Raw genomic sequence first — 17,386 nt, forward strand, 5'->3', positions numbered from 1 at the left:
CAGAAAATATATTAAAACAATTTTATGAACTTCTGTTAAGTAAATCTTAAAATAATAAGAATATCAAGGAGTTAAGAATTAATAGCTATGTTGATAAGATGTTATCAAAAAAGCACAACAGAATATCCAAGTTTTATCCAGAAAAAATATTCTACAAATTAACACACCATCATATAACATCATTTAAATTTTTTAAAAAAGAAGAAATAATAAATATGATATATAATGTTTATAACTAAACGATGTGTAAGTGCGAAGATTTGTCGTTTAGAGAGTCTATGATTTCCTTTGCTCTTGTAATGTCTGCTGGGTGAACCATAAGCCTGATCCCTCCAAAGGCGAAAGAAGACATTGGTAGCAAGCCTACAAGGGTCTCATTCTGGAAGTAATGCCGTACAGATGCTTCTTCGAACTTTAATTTAAGTACGAAATATTCATAGGGATAGGTAAAGGTCGCAAGACACTTATAATCTTTCATAAGAACTTTAACAAGTCTCTTAAAGATAGACTTTATCTTTCAAATTTTAAAGCTATTTCTGTATTGGGTTGCTCGGTATTTAAAGGAAAGATCTCGGTTTTTTTATTGAGCGTTCGATTGATATAAGCTACAAAGAAGATCACCCCAAAAATAAAGATGAGGAAAAACATGACTGAATATTTAGTTGCTTTATCAACTTTCATGATCCTAATTGCAAAAATATGAGGGGAGTATCTGGGGAATGTTAAATCTAAATTAAGAAAAAATTAAGAATGTTTTTAATTTTTTTTAAAAAACCGTAAAAAAAATATCTTATGTGTTAAAAGCATTTTAACGAGCTTAAATTATCGGCTCTTAACAAAACTTTAAAATGAAAAACTTATTGTCTGATTATAATGACTTAATTTTATGGTATACTAAGCGATAATGAAGAAAAAGAAAAAGAACAAGACTCAAATAAAAGGAGATCTTTCCAGGAGTATCATAGATATACTTCGTAATAATCCAGGGAAAACTTATAATCACAAACAAATAGCCGCGGTTCTGGGAGTTAATGATGCCAGTAGCAGGAATCAGATTATAAAGAAACTTGCCCAACTCGCGGCAAAAAAACAGATTGAGCAGGTAGACCGTGGAAAATTTAAAATTGATTCAAAACGAAATTATTATACCGGAGTACTGGATTTAACCACCAAGGGTTATGGCTACGTAATGGTGGAAGAGCTTGCAGATGATATTTTTATAGCAGCCAAAGACCTTAATGCTGCCTTTGATGGGGATACTGTAGAGATCTATGTTTATAATCGCCGCAGGCGCAAAAGATCTGAAGGTGAAATAACTAAAATACTTAAACGTAAAAGAACTGAATTTGTTGGAACGCTCCAGCAAAAAAAGGATTTTGGATTTGTGGTTATTGATGATAACTCCATGTATACGGATTTTTTCGTTTCAGGAAGCAAACTTAATGGCGCAAAAGATGGTGATAAAGTGGTAGTTGAATTTGAAGAATGGCCGGAAAAGGCTGATTCTCCCTTTGGCAGGATAACCAGAGTACTTGGTACGCCTGGAGAACATCATACTGAAATTCATTCTATCCTTGCACAATATGGACTTCCCCATGATTTCCCTGAAGAAGTTGAAGAATTTGCAAATAAGATAGATACTTCCATTAATGAGGAAGAAATTGCAAAAAGGCGGGATATGCGGGATGTACTTACATTCACCATAGATCCGAGGGATGCGAAAGATTTTGATGATGCCCTTAGTTTTCAGTCTCTCAAAAATGGAAATTACGAGATTGGTATTCATATAGCTGATGTTTCGCATTATTTGAAGCCTGGAACCATCCTGGATGAAGAGGCTTTTGAACGTGCAACTTCAGTATATCTGGTGGACAGGGTAGTGCCTATGTTACCTGAAATTCTTTCAAATAATGCATGTTCTTTACGGCCTAATGAGGAAAAATTTACTTTTTCTGCTGTATTTGAAATTGATGATAATGCCAATGTTAAAGATCAGTGGTTTGGAAGAACCGTTACTTATTCAGATGAGCGTTTTGCCTACGAAGAGGCACAGCATATTATTGAAACAGGAACGGGTACCATTCCTGATGATATTTCCATAAGAAAACATGCATATACCGTTAGAGGAGCTCTTGTTGAAGCTATTTGCACTCTTAACAGGCTGGCAAAAAAGATGCGCTCGAGACGTATGCGTGAAGGTGCCATTTCCTTTGATAAAGTAGAGGTTAAATTCAATTTGAACGAAGAAAATAATCCGGTTGGAGTGTTTTTCAAAACCGCCAAGGATTCCAATAAACTTATAGAGGAGTTTATGCTCCTGGCTAACCGTAAAGTGGCCGAATTTATAGGAAAACAAAAGCCGAAGAAAACTTTTGTATACAGATGCCATGATGAACCTGATGAGGAAAAACTGGCTGCTCTTCAAAATATCGTTGGGAGGTTTGGTCATCAATTAAACTTAAAGGACCGGCAGTCCACTACATCTTCCTTAAATAAACTATTAGAGGATGTGCAGGGGCGAAAGGAGCAGAACATGGTAGATACTCTTGCCATACGTTCTATGAGTAAAGCTTATTACGGAACCGAGAATATTGGACATTATGGGCTGGCTTTCGATTTTTATACTCATTTCACCTCGCCTATAAGAAGATATCCGGATGTAATGGTGCACAGATTGCTTCAGCATTACCTTGATAAGAATGAATCTGCCAGTGAAGAAGAGTATGAAGATAAATGTCATCACAGTAGTGAAATGGAAAACCTGGCCTCTAATGCCGAAAGGGATTCTATCAAATACATGCAGGTTAAATTTATGCAGGATCATGAAGATGAGGAATTCCTTGGTGTGATCTCAGGGGTTACAGAATGGGGTATATTCGTTGAAATAGTGGAGAATAAATGTGAAGGAATGATCAGGCTTAGGGATCTTAATGATGATCATTATGAGTATGATCCCGAAGAATTTTCTGTTACCGGAAGAAAGACCGGGAAAACTTACACACTGGGAGATGAGGTATATGTAAAAGTTAAAAATGCAGATCTCGTAAAGAGACATCTTGATTTTACTTTACTGGGAAGCCGCGACGAAGTGGAAGAAGATTAAAATTTATTTTTTCATTCCATATATTTAAAACCTTGATGCAAATGCTGCCGATCCTACTAAAAGATCAAAAAGTTTACATTTGCAACATAACCTTACTGTATGTTACAGGACGTTTTAGCAGGTTTACCATTGGGTATTTTTCTGGCTTTTTTACTTGGCCCGGTTTTCTTTGTATTGCTGGAAACCGCTGCTATTAAAGGTTTCAGAGCTGCCATATCTTTTGATATGGGGGTTATACTCGCTGACATAATCTTTCTTCTTATAGCTTACTTTAGTACTACCAAATTACTGGAGCGTATAAAGGATGATCCGGCTCTTTTTATCTTTGGCGGAATGATCCTTACCACCTATGGAGTGATGAGCTTTTTACAGACTAGAAAGACTTTACAGACAGAAGATGAGACACCTGAGATAAGGAAACTTGGAAAGAGCGACTATTTCGGGTTATTTGCAAAGGGTTTCCTGCTTAATTTTATCAATATAGGTGTTCTGGGATTCTGGCTTGGAGTAATCATCGTATTCGGTCCTAAAATGGATATGGACATGAACAGGATTAGTGTTTTCTTCGGCACCGTGCTTGGAACCTATCTGATTATTGATGTGGTAAAGATTCTGCTGGCCAAAAAACTTAACCGTAAACTTACTCCTAACCGTATCTATGTAATGAAAAAAAGTATCAGCTTGTTACTGGTAGTGTTTGGTGGTATATTAATATTTCAGGGAGTATTTCCTTATCAGGTAGATGAAATAAAGGATCAGTTGGACGAGATAACTCCAAATAATTCAGTTATTGGAAAACTTGAAAATCTGGTTGAAACAGAAGAATTTGAAAAATAAAAAAGCTTCCCGCTAAGGGAAGCTTTGTCTGAGGCATCGAGCGGATTCGAACCGCTGTACAAGGTTTTGCAGACCTCTGCCTAGCCACTCGGCCACGATGCCATCAATAGGTTGGCAAATGTAATAAAAATTTTAAGTTTCAAAACTAAAATCTAGCGGGATTTGGTACGGCTTACGCTCACCATAGCTACATTTCCACCAATAGGAGGATTGATCTTTGAAACTTCAACTTTTGCTTTCTGAACCATTATAAGCTCGTCCATTATCCTTTTAAGGATCCTTTCAGCAACATTTTCAAGCAGTTTGGAGCGGATAGCCATTTCTTCCTTGACTATTTTATTCAAATGAACATAATCTATGGTGTCACTTAATTTATCGGTTTTGGCTGAATGTGAAAGATCACCATAAACTTTTAGATCCACCCGGTATTCACTACCAATCTTTTCTTCTTCATCAAGGCATCCGTGATAGGAGAAGACCTTGATATTCTTTAATTTGATTACTCCCACTACTTATTTTTGACAAAGATAAGTTGCCCTTTTGAGCTTTTCAATTATTGACCCATCTTTTAAATAATACAATTATGTTGTAAACACTGCTATCGATTTAAAATTTGATAAATTTGCACTTCATTTTAATTCAGTTATGGCCGAAGGAAAAAAGTCGCTCAATTTTATTGAGCAAATCATAGAAGAAGATTTAAAGAAGGATTATAAAAGAGATGATCTGAAGTTCCGTTTTCCTCCGGAACCAAACGGGTATCTTCATATTGGACATGCCTCTTCGATATGTCTTAATTTCGGACTGGGCGAGAGGTATAATGCCCCTGTGAACCTAAGATTCGATGATACCAATCCAATAAAAGAAGAACAGGAGTACGTAGACGCTATCAAAAGAGACGTTGAATGGCTGGGCTTTAAATGGGCTAAGGAATGTTATGCTTCAGATTATTTTCAGCAGTTATATGACTGGGCCGTGGAAATGATAAAAAATGGAGATGCGTATGTTGACAGCCAGACTTCAGAAGAGATCGCTGAACAAAAAGGTACACCTACAAAACCTGGAACCGAAAGTCCTTATCGCAATCGTTCAGTAGAAGAGAACCTGGAATTGTTTGAGAAGATGAAGAATGGAGAAACTCCTGAAAGAGGTCATGTTTTAAGGGCAAAAATTGATATGGCTTCACCAAATATGCTGATGAGAGATCCGGTTATGTACAGGTGTTTACATAAGAATCATCATCGTACTAAAGATAACTGGAAGATATATCCAATGTATGACTGGGCTCATGGTCAGAGTGATTTTATTGAACAGGTATCACATTCATTCTGTACACTTGAATTTCTACCGCATCGTGAACTTTATAACTGGTTCATAGAAAAGGTTAGCAAACCGGGTGATTTTGAACCTAAACAAAGAGAATTTGCAAGAAGGAATCTTAGTCATACCATTGTTAGTAAAAGAAAACTGCTTCATCTTGTAGAAAAAGGATATGTAGAGTCCTGGGATGACCCAAGAATGCCTACTATTTCGGGGCTTAGAAGAAGAGGTTATACACCTGAGTCCATTAGGAAATTTGCCGATTCTATCGGGGTTGGAAAAAGAGAGAATTTAATTGATGTTTCGCATCTTGAATTCTGTGCCAGGGAGGACCTTAATAAGATTGCTCCAAGGGTGATGGGGGTTTTGGACCCTGTAAAGCTAATAATTACCAATTATCCTGAAAACGAAGAAGAGTGGCTGGAAGCGGAGAATAATCCTGAAGACGAGTCAGCTGGGAATAGGAAAGTTCCTTTTTCCCGGGAACTTTTTATTGAGCGCGAGGATTTTAAGGAAAGTGCTAATAGAAAATTTTTCAGATTAACCTTAGGAAAAGAAGTTCGTTTAAAGAACGCTTATATCATAAAGGGTGAGGATGTGGTCAAGGATGATGAAGGCAATATCACCGAGATTCACTGCACTTATGATCCTAAGAGCAAGAGTGGAAGCGGTACTGAAGAATCACTAAGAAAGGTGAAAGGAACACTTCACTGGGTCTCCGTAAAACATGCTATAGAAGCCGAAGTGAGACTTTATGATAGATTGTTTACAGAAGAAGCACCTGATGGAGATAAGGAGAAGGATTATCTTGATTTTGTAAATCCAGAATCATTAAAAGTGGTTACCGGTTACCTTGAACCAAGTCTTAAGGATGCACAGGAGCTGGATAAGGTACAGTTCCAGCGTATAGGATATTTTTGTGTTGATAAGGATTCAACTCCTGAAAAACCGGTTTTCAATAGAACCGTTACTCTTAGAGATTCCTGGGCGAAAAAGGGAAAATAATTCCTTAACGGTTTGCTTTAAGAATAATTTAGCAAAGGATTTTAACATATTAACCGGTTATTAACAACCAAAGGTACTGGCTTCCGTTATCTTTGAGTGAATAATAACTTAAAATTCAAAATCTTATGGCAAATACAGGAAATACCCTTTTAGCATTGATTACAGGAGCCGCAATAGGAGCGGGAATAGGCCTTCTATATGCTCCCGATACAGGTGAGAACACCCGTAAAAAGCTTAAAAAGGATGCTCAGGATGCTCAGGATAAACTGAACAAACGTTATCAGGAAACTTCATCCAATTTGAGTGATAGAGCCAAAAAAGCAAGAGTGGATTTTGAAAAGAGACTTGAGGAGACCTTATCTTCCGCAAGTCATAAGGCAGATGATATTTTGGCCGCGATGGAAACCAAACTTGAGGAATTACGAAAACAAAATGCTAAATTGCAAAAAGATAAACCAGGCAACACTTCTGGGAATAAGCCAGATAAGGCCGTAGTATAATCTTTTTATGGCATTTGAAAAACTTTCCAACAGTATTCATGATTTAAACGATAATATTCAGGCATTCCTGCACAGTAATGCGGAATATTACAAACTTAAGGCCTTTAAACATGGAATGAAGGGAGCTACTTCCCTGGTCCGTTTTCTGGTTCTCGGTTTTTTATTGAGTACAGCAGGAATAATGATATCTTTTGCACTGGCTATAGTCATTAGCGAAGCGATAGGTGTTCCTAGTTCAGGCTATTTTATAGTTGGTGGTTTTTACCTTCTGGTTTTCGTTCTTATTTTCATTTTTGGAAAAGAGCCTATAGAGAAACTACTACTTAGAAAGTTCTCTAAGATTATTTTTAACGATAAAGAAGAGTGATGAGAACATATTCCTCCTTTGAAGAAATAGACAAAGATCTGCAGATCCTTAGATTGCAGACAGAGATAGATAAGGAAGAGATCAAGCTTAGCTTGGATCAGGCTAAAGAAGGATTATCGCCTGTATCCCTTATTGGAAGCACAATAGGTTCTATTATCCAGAAAGCCCTTGTTCTTAAAGCTGTTTCTAAGATCTTTGGTGTGAAAAGGGTGGTAACTTCTACTTCACGAAAACGGAAATAATCAGAATATTGAAAATATAAAAGCCCCGATTCGGGGCTTTTTTTATGCATCTCCGTTATTCGGTTTTCTCTTGGTTTTCTCTGGCTGCTTTCTGTTCTGTTCTTTCATAGCTTCTCCTATCTGGTTGGAAGCCGTAAAGGAAGCCACCATATTATTCAGCATATCACTACCTGCTTGCGGCGAGTTTGGGAGCAGGATGAGATTAGTATTGGTTTCTTCCCCAATAGCCTGCAAGGTGTCGTAATGCTGGGTGACGACGATAAGAGCTGAAGCTTCCTGGGAATTTATCCCAACATTGTTCAAAACATCAACACTTTCTTCGAGTCCGCGGGCTATTTCACGTCGCTGATCGGCGATTCCCTGTCCCTGGAGTCTCTTACTTTCCGCTTCAGCACGTGCCTTTGCTACGATCTTAATCCTGTCTGCCTCGGCATCATATTCTGCTGCCACTTTTTCCCGTTCAGCGGCATTGATACGATTCATGGCCGCTTTCACCTGCACATCTGGATCTATATCGGTTACAAGGGTCTTAATGATATCGTATCCATAATCTTCCATAGCCTCGTTTAGCTCACGGTTAACTGCTATAGCGATGTCATCCTTACGTTCAAACACGTCATCTAACTTCATTTTAGGTACTTCTGCGCGCACAACGTCAAAAACATAGGCAGTAATCTGGTCACTCGGACTTTCAAGCTTGTAGAAGGCATCGTAGACGTTATTCTTGATCACCTGGAATTGTACTGATATCTTCAGCTTTACAAATACATTATCCTTTGTTTTAGTTTCCACAAGTACATCGAGCTGTTGTACCTTAAGATTTATCCGGCCTGCAACCTGGTCTATTACAGGAATTTTTAACTGAAGTCCGGAATTCCTGATACTCGTAAATTTTCCGAACCTTTCTATTACGGCAGCCGACTGCTGTTTCACGATGAAGATTCCTGAGAATAGTACTAGGAGAGTAACAACCCCAAGAATTGGCAATAAGATTAAATTGAGCATAATTGTGAATTAAATTAGAGCTTCAATTTAAGAATAAAAGCCTTAAGCCTTATAAAAATAAAAACCCGGATATGAAAATACACATCCGGGTTTTAATAAAATTATCATGTTGTTTAATGTATCGTCTCTATAGCGGTTTCAATTCGTTTAATGGTTTCTTTCTTACCTACGAATTCAGCAATCTTATACAGATCGGGTCCCTGCAAAGCGCCAACCAAAGCTATCCTTAAAGGCATCATAACCTTTCCAAAACCTATCTCCTTGCTTTTGATCCATGATTTCACCTCGTTCTGAAGTTTTTCAGCTTCGAATTCATCCTGAGCCTTTAGAACTTCAATAAGTTCACTCATGAGCTCATTGGTATCTTCTTTCCATGCTTTTTTGGAATCTTTAGGCTCATACGAAGTAGGGGCTATAAAGAAGAAATATCCCTGATCCCAGAAATCCTCAACAAAAACAACTCTTTCTTTGATGAGATCTACCACTGCATGAACATACTCGGTTTCTGCTTCGATCTCCTGTTTTTTTAGCACTTTCTGAAATTCTTCGGTGAGAAGATCATTATCTGCAAGTTGAATATAATGCTGCTGGAACCATTTGGTCTTTTCAGGATCGAATTTCGCACCTCCTTTATGAACTCTTTCCAGTTCAAAAGCTTTAGTGAGCTCTTCCAGTTCGAAGAATTCCTGTTCAGTTCCAGGATTCCAGCCAAGAAAAGCAAGCATATTCACCACCGCTTCGGAGAAATATCCGTCTTCCCTATATCCTGCTGAAGTTTCACCCGATTTAGGATCTTTCCATTCCAAAGGGAATACCGGGAAGCCCATTTTTTCACCATCTCTCTTGCTTAATTTTCCTTTACCCTGAGGTTTCAGAATTAGCGGAAGATGTGCAAATTCAGGAGCCTCCCATCCAAAAGCTCTGTAAAGCATATAATGCAAAGCCAGCGATGGTAACCATTCTTCTCCGCGAATTACATGAGTGATCTCCATTAAATGATCGTCCACGATATTAGCCAGGTGATAGGTTGGCATACCGTCGCTCTTAAAGAGAACTTTATCATCAAGGATATTAGTATCAATTTCCATATCCCCGCGAATCACATCCTTCAAATGAAGGATCTCATCCTTAGGTGATTTAAAACGTATCACATATGGTTCATCGCCATCAAGTTTTTCCTGAACTTCCTCTTTTGAAAGTGATAAAGAGTTTTTCAGTTTTTCGCGATTATGCCAGTTATAGATAAAGGTTTTTCCTTTTTCTTCGTGATCTTTTCTATGAGCATCAAGCTCATCGGCCGTATCGAAAGCATAGTAAGCATTTCCTGATTCAATCAGTTTTTCGGCATATTCCCGGTATATATCTTTGCGTTCGCTCTGTCTGTAAGGACCGAAGCCTTTTTCCTTTCCCGGGCCTTCATCATAGGGAATTCCACACCAGTTAAGGGATTCAATAATATAATCTTCGGCGCCTTCCACAAAACGATTCTGGTCTGTATCCTCAATTCTAAGCACGAAATCTCCATTGTGCTTTTTAGCAAAAAGATAATTGTACAAAGCCGTTCTTACACCACCAATGTGCAACGGGCCCGTTGGGCTGGGAGCAAATCTCACTCTTACTTTAGAAGACATATTTTGTTGATTTTTGAAGGCAAAGATACAACCTTCTTCAAGCAATCCTAAACCGGAGAAAGGGCATCGTGGAGAAGATGGAATTTTATTGTATTTTTAAGGAAACATTGCTGTTGAAAATGGAGAATTTCGGATTGGTGCAGGAGAAACTTGAAGCTTTTATAAAGAAGTATTATCTAAACCTGATACTTAAGGGGAGCCTTTTGTTCCTCGCTACAGGCCTTCTTTATTTTTTGATCGTAGTTGGCCTGGAATATTTCTTATGGTTATCAACTATCGGAAGGACCATACTTTTCTGGCTTTTTATTGTGGTTGAAATCGTTCTCCTTTTTAAATTCATCGGAATCCCTTTGATGAAACTTCTGAAGCTAACAAATGGAATTGATGAATTCCAGGCTTCGAGGATCATCGGTAAGCACTTTCCTGAAGTCAACGATAAACTAACTAATCTTCTACAACTTAAAAACGATTCTAAAGAATCTGAATTACTGCTGGCCAGCATCGATCAGCGATCAAAAGAACTCACCCCGGTTCCTTTTACAAATGCAATAGATCTAAAAAAGAACAGAAAATATCTACGGTATATCGTATTTCCTGTCCTTATAGTCCTGGGTCTGGTAATTGCCGGAAAAGCCGATTTTATCACCCAGAGTTTCAGCCGACTCTCAGATTACAATACCGTTTATCTAAAACCAGCTCCCTTCAGTTTTATGATACAGAATAATGAATTGAAGGTGAGGGAAGGGGAGAACTTTAAACTTCAGGTAAAGACCATTGGAGATTATAATCCCGAAACAGTCCGGGTAATATATAATGATGCCGATAGTTTTATGAGACAAACGGCTCCGGGTGTCTTTGAGTATACTTTTACAGATTTGTCGGATGATGTTGAATTCAAATTTATTTCCAACGAGGTTGGTTCCGTGGATCACCGACTGGAAGTTATTAAAGTTCCTAAATTATTGAATTTTGAAATGAACCTTGATTATCCTGTTTATACAGGATTGAAGGATGAAATCATTTCGGGTACGGGAAATATTACGGTGCCGGAAGGAACCGAAATAAAGTGGAATTTTAATACTCGCAATACAGAAAATATCAATTTTACGATAGCTGATTCCGTTTATCATCTGGCATCCCAAAGTGGGGTTTCCAATTTTAAAAAGACTGTAAGATCCAATCTGCCATATGTCGTAAGTTCTTCCAATCCTATGGTTAAGGATTATGAACCTTTGGATTATTCGGTAAAGGTGGTCAAAGATGAGTATCCTGAAATTCAGGTTATTGGTCAAAGGGATTCATTAGATTCTGATATTCAGTATTTTAAAGGTGATGTTTCAGATGATTATGGATTAAGCCGCCTTCAATTGGTTTACTATCCTGAAAATGATGAAGCAAACCTGAAATTTGTCAGTTTACCCGTTTCCAGGGAAAGCTTTGATGAATTCCACTTCAGTTTTCCTGGAAACCTTCAACTGGAAAACGGGTTGAGTTATCTTTTCTATTTCAGGATCTATGATAATGATGGCGTTAACGGGGCAAAATCCAGTAGATCTGAAACCTTTTCTTATCGGAAGAAAACTGAAGAAGAAATGATCGATGAGAATCTGCAGGAACAAAATGATGCCATAGAAAAGATAGGTGAACGCCTCAAGGATTATGAAAAATCTGATGAGGAGCTTAAAGAATTATCCAGAGTTGAAAAGGAAAAAGAAGAATTGAATTATAATGAAAGGAAAAAGCTTGAAGAGTTTCTGAAGCGACAGAAGAAGCAGAATGAAATGATGAAGAATTATTCTGAAAAACTTGAAAAGAGTCTTCAGAAGAATGAATCTGAAGAACCTTCTAGTATGAAAGAAGAATTGAGCAAGCGACTTGAGAATAATGAAAAAAGACTTGAGGAAAATGAGGCTTTATTGGAAGAACTTGAAAAGTATTCTGAAAAGATACAAAAGGAAGATCTTGGAAAAAAGCTGGAAGAACTTTCAAAACAGAATCAGAACAACCAGAGAAATCTTGAACAGTTGCTTGAACTTACCAAACGGTATTACGTAGAGGAGAAGAAACAGAAATTAGCACGGGATCTTGAAAAACTTGCAGAGGAACAGGAAAATATTTCCAAAACTGAAAAGGATAATACCAGGGAAAATCAGGAAGAATTAAATGAAAAATTCAATGATTTCCGGCAGCAGATGGATGAGCTTGAAAAGGAAAATCAGAAACTGAAAGAGCCGAAGGATTTAGGCAGGGAGGAGATAGATGAGGAGAGTATTCAAAAAGATCAAAAGGATGCCACTGAAAAGTTAGAGGAAAACAAAAAATCGGAGGCCCAGAAGAAACAGGAAGATGCCGCTAAAAAAATGAAACAGATGAGTTCTCAGATGCAGCAGATGTCTATGCAAATGCAACAACAGCAACTGGAGGCCGATGCGGAAACCTTGCGACAAATTCTGGATAATTTGATTGTGTTTTCTTTTGAACAGGAAGAGCTTCTTAACGATTTTAAACTGTTGCAACAGAACAATCCAAGGTATGCTGCGAGGTTAAAAGAGCAGAGTAATCTGAGGGAAAATTTCAGGCATATAGATGACAGTCTTTACGCACTGGCGCTTAAGAATCCAATGATTAATGAATCCATTACTCAGAAACTTACCGATGTTGAATTTGACATTGAAAAAGCTATAGAAAGATTATCTGAAAATGAGATTCCTCAGGGAACCGCCAGTCAGCAATATGTAGTGACCGGGGCTAACGATCTTGCAAACCTTTTGGATAATATACTTACCTCCATGCAGCAAATGATGGGCACTCCACAATCAGGGCAGGGCAACGGTGGGCAGGAGTTTCATTTGCAGGATATTATCCAGGAACAGAAAAAACTAATGGAACAAATGAAACAGGGCATGGAAGGGAAACCTACTCCCGAACCTGAAGGTAATCAAAATGAAGGTGAGGGAAGCAATGGGGATCTATATGAGATCTATAAGGAACAACAGATGCTTAGGATGCAGATGGAAAAACTTCTTGAACAAAACGGGTTGAAAGAAGGTAACAGTCCTGTGGATGAAATGAAGCAGATCGAGGAACAATTATTGGATAAAGGTTTTGATCCGGAGACTGTAAAAAGGATGCAGAGGCTGGAGTACGAACTTCTTGAATTTGAAAAAGCGCATCAGCTTCAGGGTACAAGTGAAAAAAGGAAATCTGAAACCAATCTACAGGAATACCAAAACACTCTTCAGAATCAGATTGATAAGGCAAAAGAATATTTTAATTCCACTGAAATTTTAAACAGACAAACCTTACCTTTGCGCCAAATTTACAGAGAAAAGGTCAAGGAATATTTTGGAAAAGGGAGAGATTAATTTTTTTAGCGAGAACGAATTTAAACTTGCTGATGAGAATAAATACCGTGAGTGGATTGAAAAGGTTATTCTTTCAGAAAATAAATATATCGGCGATATAAATTATATTTTTTGCGACGACGAATATCTTCATGAAATCAATCTTAAATATCTTTCGCATGACACCTATACCGATATCATAAGTTTTGATAATACGGTAGGAAATACATTACACGGCGATATTTTTATAAGTACCGAAAGAGTGGAGGAAAATGCTCATAATTTTAATGTTGAATTTATTCAAGAATTAAAACGGGTAATGATCCATGGCGTTTTGCATTTTTGCGGTTATAAAGATAAGTCTGAAAGGGATCAGGAATTGATGCGACGCAAGGAAGAAGAAAAAATCAAATTGTTCCACGTGGAACAATAAGAAAAATTATTACAGGATATGTTCGAAAAGCAGTATGACGTAATTGTAGTTGGAGCTGGGCATGCTGGAAGTGAGGCGGCAGCTGCGGCTGCAAACATGGGTAGCAAAACCCTGCTCATCACAATGAATCTTCAAAACATTGCTCAAATGAGTTGTAATCCGGCTATGGGTGGGATTGCAAAAGGGCAGATTGTCAGGGAAATCGATGCGATGGGTGGTTATAGCGGAATCGTGAGCGATACCAGTGCTATCCAATTCAAGATGCTTAACAAATCCAAGGGTCCGGCCATGTGGAGTCCAAGAGTTCAAAGTGACCGGATGAGATTTGCTGAGGACTGGAGACTTAAACTCGAACAAACTCGGAATCTAGATTTTTATCAGGAAATGGTTGCGGGGCTTATTATCAAAAATGAAAAAATAGTTGGAGTTAGAACTTCTCTTGGGCTTGAAATTTTCGCTAAAACGGTTATCTGCACTAACGGTACTTTTCTAAACGGACTCATCCATATTGGAGATAAACAATTTGGTGGCGGTAGAGCAGGAGAAAGGGCGGCCACCGGAATCACAAAAGATCTAATCGATGTTGGTTTTGAAGCCGGTCGGATGAAGACAGGAACTCCTCCGAGAGTGGATGGAAGGTCTTTGGACTATTCAAAAATGATCGAACAACCCGGCGATGATATACCTGGGAAATTTTCATTTTCGGATGAGACAAAACCTCTGACTAAACAAAGATCCTGTCACATGACCTATACCTCAAATGAAGTTCATGATATTCTGCGTGATGGTTTTGATCGTTCTCCGATGTTTAATGGAAGAATTAAAAGTATAGGTCCTAGGTATTGTCCCTCAATAGAAGATAAAATTAATCGGTTTGCAGATAAGGACAGGCATCAACTTTTTGTAGAACCGGAAGGATGGAATACAGTAGAAGTTTATGTAAATGGGTTCTCTACTTCATTACCGGAAGATGTTCAATTCAGAGCCCTGAGATCTGTGGATGGTTTTGAGAATGTGAAATTCTTTAGACCAGGTTATGCTATAGAGTATGATTATTTTCCACCTACTCAATTAAAACATACCCTGGAAACTAAACTGGTAGAAGGTTTATATTTTGCCGGACAGATTAATGGGACTACCGGGTATGAGGAAGCTGCTTGCCAGGGTTTCATGGCTGGAATAAATGCAGCCCTCAAAGTTCAGGAAAAGGAAGAATTTATTCTGAAAAGAAACGAGGCTTATATAGGTGTTTTAATTGATGATCTTATAACAAAGGGCACTGAGGAACCCTATAGAATGTTTACCTCGCGTGCAGAATACAGAACTTTATTAAGACAGGATAATGCTGATTTCAGGCTTACTGAAAGATCCTATAATCTTGGTCTGGCGTCTGAAGATCGCATGAGAAAAATGGAACTGAAAAAGGAAAAGTCATTTAAATTTGTTCAATTCCTGAAGGATTTAAGCGTGGTTCCCGAAGAGGCAAATCCGGTTTTGGAGGATAAAAAATCGTCCCCTATGAAACAAAGCGATAAGGTTTTTAAGGTTTTCTCGAGGCCACAGATCACTATGGAGGATATTAAAAATTTCTCCGGGGTTCAGGAATTTATAGAAGAAGAAGATCTGGATGAAGAAATGATTGAGCAAACTGAGATCCAGGTAAAATATTCTGGCTACATCGAAAAAGAAAAGAATAATGCTGATAAGCTTAACCGTTTGGAAGATATTAGAATTCCTTCTAATTTTGATTATTCAAAGATCAAATCCATGTCATTTGAGGCTCGTGAAAAACTCAGAAAAGTTCAACCCGCAACCGTATCACAGGCATCAAGGATAAGCGGAGTTAGTCCGAATGATATTTCGGTTCTACTTGTTTATATGGGGAGATAATTTTTTAAATGTTCCACGTGGAACAAACATTCAAAATTTTTGATAACTACAACCGGAAAATTAGATCAAAGTATCACATCAGAGCAAAAGCTGGTGTGTGAAGATTATTTGGTTAGCGGTGAGAAATTTGAAATTCTGCCGGCAGAAAAAGGAATTTTAAAAACATTTCCCGTTCCAGAAAATCTTGAAAAATATTATGATAGTGAAGAATACATTTCTCACCGGGATTCTTCCAGAAATATTCAGGATAAAATCTATCAGTTCGTAAAATCATACATGCTTTCTAAAAAAGCTAATTGGATCCGTGCGGAAATTAAGCACGGGAATATTTTGGATATTGGGGCCGGTACGGGAGATTTTCTGAATAAAATGAAATCCTTTCTTTGGAAAGTGGAAGGGGTGGAACCAAATAAGCTCGCAAGAGATCTGGCTATTTTAAAAGGATTGGATCTTAAAACCGATCTTGCCCACTTAAGAGATAAGAAATATGATGTGATAAGTCTTTGGCATGTTCTGGAGCATCTTCCCGATTATGAAGAGAAGCTTGAACAATTTCATGGTCTTCTCGAGGACGGCGGAATTTTAGTTATTGCCGTTCCTAATTACAATTCTTATGATTCCAGATATTATAATGAGAATTGGGCAGCCTGGGATGTGCCCCGACATCTTTGGCATTTTTCAAGAAAAGGCTTAACTGAGAAATTAGAAAATAAGGGCTTTTTTCTATTGAAGGAAAAACCTCTCAAATTTGATTCTTTTTATGTAAGTCTCTTAAGCGAGAAAAATAGACAGGAAAGACCGAATATCTTTAATGCTGTTTACCGTGGTCTTGTTTCCAATATTAAAGCTAAAAAGACCGGAGAGTATTCCTCTGTTGCCTATTTCTTTCAGAAAAGGCTAAAATAATCGATTTAAAGCGATTTAAGACGTTTTAACTAACCTGGCTTATTCAACACCTTTCCGTTTCTTCAAAACTCCCTTAAGAGGCTTACAGTTACTTAATTATTAATAGATTATCTTTATAAATAAATTTATAGTGATTAGAAATAATTATATTAATGCTATTCTCTGCTTTTCTACAAAAAATAGTTTTATACATTTGCCATTCAAAACAAAAAATTATGATCAAAAGATTTATTGGAATTGCCGCAATTGCAATTATGATGGTTTCATGTAATGAGCAAAAAACCGCTTATGTGGATACCACAGTTTTAATTCAGGAATATAAGGAGATGAAAGATGTGGAAGCTGAGTTCACGTCTAAATCTGATTCTGTAAGACAACAATTGGATTCGGTAGCCCGCGCTTTTCAACAGGAAGTTCAGGCATATCAGTCAGAAATGAATTCAATGTCTCAATCTGCTCGTCAGGAAAAGGAAAGGGAATTGATGCAGAAACAACAAATGATCCAGCAACAACAGCAAATGCAGAGTAACCGTTTAAGGGAGGAGAGCAACGCTGCTATGGATTCACTTGTGAACAAAGTAAAGGATTACGTGAAGGCTTACGGAGAAGAGCATGACTATACTTACATCTTTGGCTCAAATGAAAGTGCTAACATCATGTATGCTGAAGAAGGACTGGATATAACCCAGGAGATCCTCGAAGAACTTAATGAAGAATACGGTGGTGCGGAAGTTGAAGATGAAATAGAAGAAGAAATTGAGGAAGAAACAGAAGAATAACCGGAACATTTTTCCGGTATAATA

Annotated in this window: 16 protein-coding genes and 1 tRNA gene; 11 read left to right on the forward strand and 6 right to left on the reverse strand. The window is 37.7% G+C overall.

The genetic code is table 11. From position 1 onward, the window contains the following. Positions 1 to 235: 235 nt before the first annotated feature. Together EZJ28_RS08240 and EZJ28_RS15995 are read right to left on the reverse strand one after the other, a co-directional pair. Positions 236 to 478 (reverse strand): DUF2007 domain-containing protein, encoded by a 243-nt coding sequence (locus EZJ28_RS08240; protein ID WP_131396748.1) that lies wholly within the window; start codon positions 476 to 478, stop codon positions 236 to 238. Positions 479 to 510: 32 nt separating this feature from the next. Next, on the reverse strand, positions 511 to 681 hold the full coding sequence (locus tag EZJ28_RS15995; protein ID WP_165499052.1) for a hypothetical protein: 171 nt from the start codon (positions 679 to 681) through the stop codon (positions 511 to 513). Positions 682 to 904: 223 nt separating this feature from the next. Between EZJ28_RS15995 and rnr the strand changes: the two genes are divergently transcribed. Both rnr and EZJ28_RS08250 read left to right on the forward strand, forming a co-directional pair. After that, complete coding sequence (gene rnr, locus EZJ28_RS08245) at positions 905 to 3,103, forward strand: ribonuclease R (protein WP_131396750.1); 2,199 nt, start codon at positions 905 to 907, stop codon at positions 3,101 to 3,103. A 99-nt stretch (positions 3,104 to 3,202) separates the two neighbouring features. Then, entirely contained in the window at positions 3,203 to 3,940 is a 738-nt protein-coding gene (locus tag EZJ28_RS08250) for a LysE family translocator (protein WP_131396752.1), read from the forward strand. A 31-nt stretch (positions 3,941 to 3,971) separates the two neighbouring features. Here the strand turns inward: EZJ28_RS08250 and EZJ28_RS08255 are convergent. After that, positions 3,972 to 4,042: transfer RNA gene (locus EZJ28_RS08255), tRNA-Cys, on the reverse strand. A 50-nt stretch (positions 4,043 to 4,092) separates the two neighbouring features. Beyond that, the gene (gene folB, locus EZJ28_RS08260) at positions 4,093 to 4,449 is read right to left on the reverse strand and encodes a dihydroneopterin aldolase (RefSeq protein ID WP_131396754.1); all 357 of its coding nucleotides are present in this window, start codon (positions 4,447 to 4,449) and stop codon (positions 4,093 to 4,095) included. 136 nt (positions 4,450 to 4,585) lie between these two features. On the opposite strand from folB, the gene EZJ28_RS08265 reads away from it, so the two are divergent. The 4 genes from EZJ28_RS08265 (at position 4,586) to EZJ28_RS08280 (ending at position 7,374) form a co-directional block, all read left to right on the forward strand. Further along, positions 4,586 to 6,265: a glutamine--tRNA ligase/YqeY domain fusion protein gene (locus tag EZJ28_RS08265; RefSeq protein WP_131396756.1), complete on the forward strand. Its 1,680-nt coding sequence runs from the start codon at positions 4,586 to 4,588 to the stop codon at positions 6,263 to 6,265. Between the two features lie 125 nt (positions 6,266 to 6,390). Then, the gene (locus tag EZJ28_RS08270) at positions 6,391 to 6,765 is read left to right on the forward strand and encodes a YtxH domain-containing protein (protein WP_131396759.1); all 375 of its coding nucleotides are present in this window, start codon (positions 6,391 to 6,393) and stop codon (positions 6,763 to 6,765) included. Between the two features lie 7 nt (positions 6,766 to 6,772). Beyond that, on the forward strand, positions 6,773 to 7,132 hold the full coding sequence (locus EZJ28_RS08275; protein WP_131396761.1) for a hypothetical protein: 360 nt from the start codon (positions 6,773 to 6,775) through the stop codon (positions 7,130 to 7,132). After that, entirely contained in the window at positions 7,132 to 7,374 is a 243-nt protein-coding gene (locus EZJ28_RS08280) for a DUF6327 family protein (protein ID WP_131396763.1), read from the forward strand. Before EZJ28_RS08275 ends, EZJ28_RS08280 begins: the two co-directional genes overlap by 1 nt. A gap of 42 nt (positions 7,375 to 7,416) precedes the next feature. Here EZJ28_RS08280 and EZJ28_RS08285 read toward each other — a convergent pair whose 3' ends face one another. Continuing rightward, the gene (locus tag EZJ28_RS08285; RefSeq protein WP_131396765.1) at positions 7,417 to 8,379 is read right to left on the reverse strand and encodes an SPFH domain-containing protein; all 963 of its coding nucleotides are present in this window, start codon (positions 8,377 to 8,379) and stop codon (positions 7,417 to 7,419) included. A gap of 113 nt (positions 8,380 to 8,492) precedes the next feature. Beyond that, entirely contained in the window at positions 8,493 to 10,010 is a 1,518-nt protein-coding gene (gene gltX, locus EZJ28_RS08290) for a glutamate--tRNA ligase (RefSeq protein WP_131396766.1), read from the reverse strand. A gap of 119 nt (positions 10,011 to 10,129) precedes the next feature. Between gltX and EZJ28_RS08295 the strand changes: the two genes are divergently transcribed. From EZJ28_RS08295 to EZJ28_RS08315, 5 genes are all read left to right on the forward strand, one after another. Continuing rightward, the gene (locus EZJ28_RS08295) at positions 10,130 to 13,375 is read left to right on the forward strand and encodes a DUF4175 family protein (RefSeq protein ID WP_131396768.1); all 3,246 of its coding nucleotides are present in this window, start codon (positions 10,130 to 10,132) and stop codon (positions 13,373 to 13,375) included. Then, a complete protein-coding gene (ybeY, locus tag EZJ28_RS08300) occupies positions 13,356 to 13,787 on the forward strand; it encodes an rRNA maturation RNase YbeY (RefSeq protein ID WP_131396769.1) in 432 nt (143 codons plus the stop codon). The genes EZJ28_RS08295 and ybeY overlap by 20 nt, the downstream gene beginning before the upstream one ends. Positions 13,788 to 13,805: 18 nt before the next feature. Beyond that, positions 13,806 to 15,677, forward strand: coding sequence for a tRNA uridine-5-carboxymethylaminomethyl(34) synthesis enzyme MnmG (gene mnmG, locus EZJ28_RS08305; protein ID WP_131396772.1), 1,872 nt, complete (start codon positions 13,806 to 13,808; stop codon positions 15,675 to 15,677). A 39-nt stretch (positions 15,678 to 15,716) separates the two neighbouring features. Next, positions 15,717 to 16,583, forward strand: coding sequence for a class I SAM-dependent methyltransferase (locus EZJ28_RS08310; RefSeq protein ID WP_131396773.1), 867 nt, complete (start codon positions 15,717 to 15,719; stop codon positions 16,581 to 16,583). Positions 16,584 to 16,798: 215 nt separating this feature from the next. Beyond that, positions 16,799 to 17,362, forward strand: a complete 564-nt coding sequence (locus EZJ28_RS08315) for an OmpH family outer membrane protein (protein WP_131396775.1) — start codon at positions 16,799 to 16,801, stop codon at positions 17,360 to 17,362. The last annotated feature ends 24 nt before the right edge of the window (positions 17,363 to 17,386 follow it).

Source organism: Gramella sp. KN1008 (genome assembly GCF_004332155.1).
GTDB lineage: Bacteria > Bacteroidota > Bacteroidia > Flavobacteriales > Flavobacteriaceae > Christiangramia.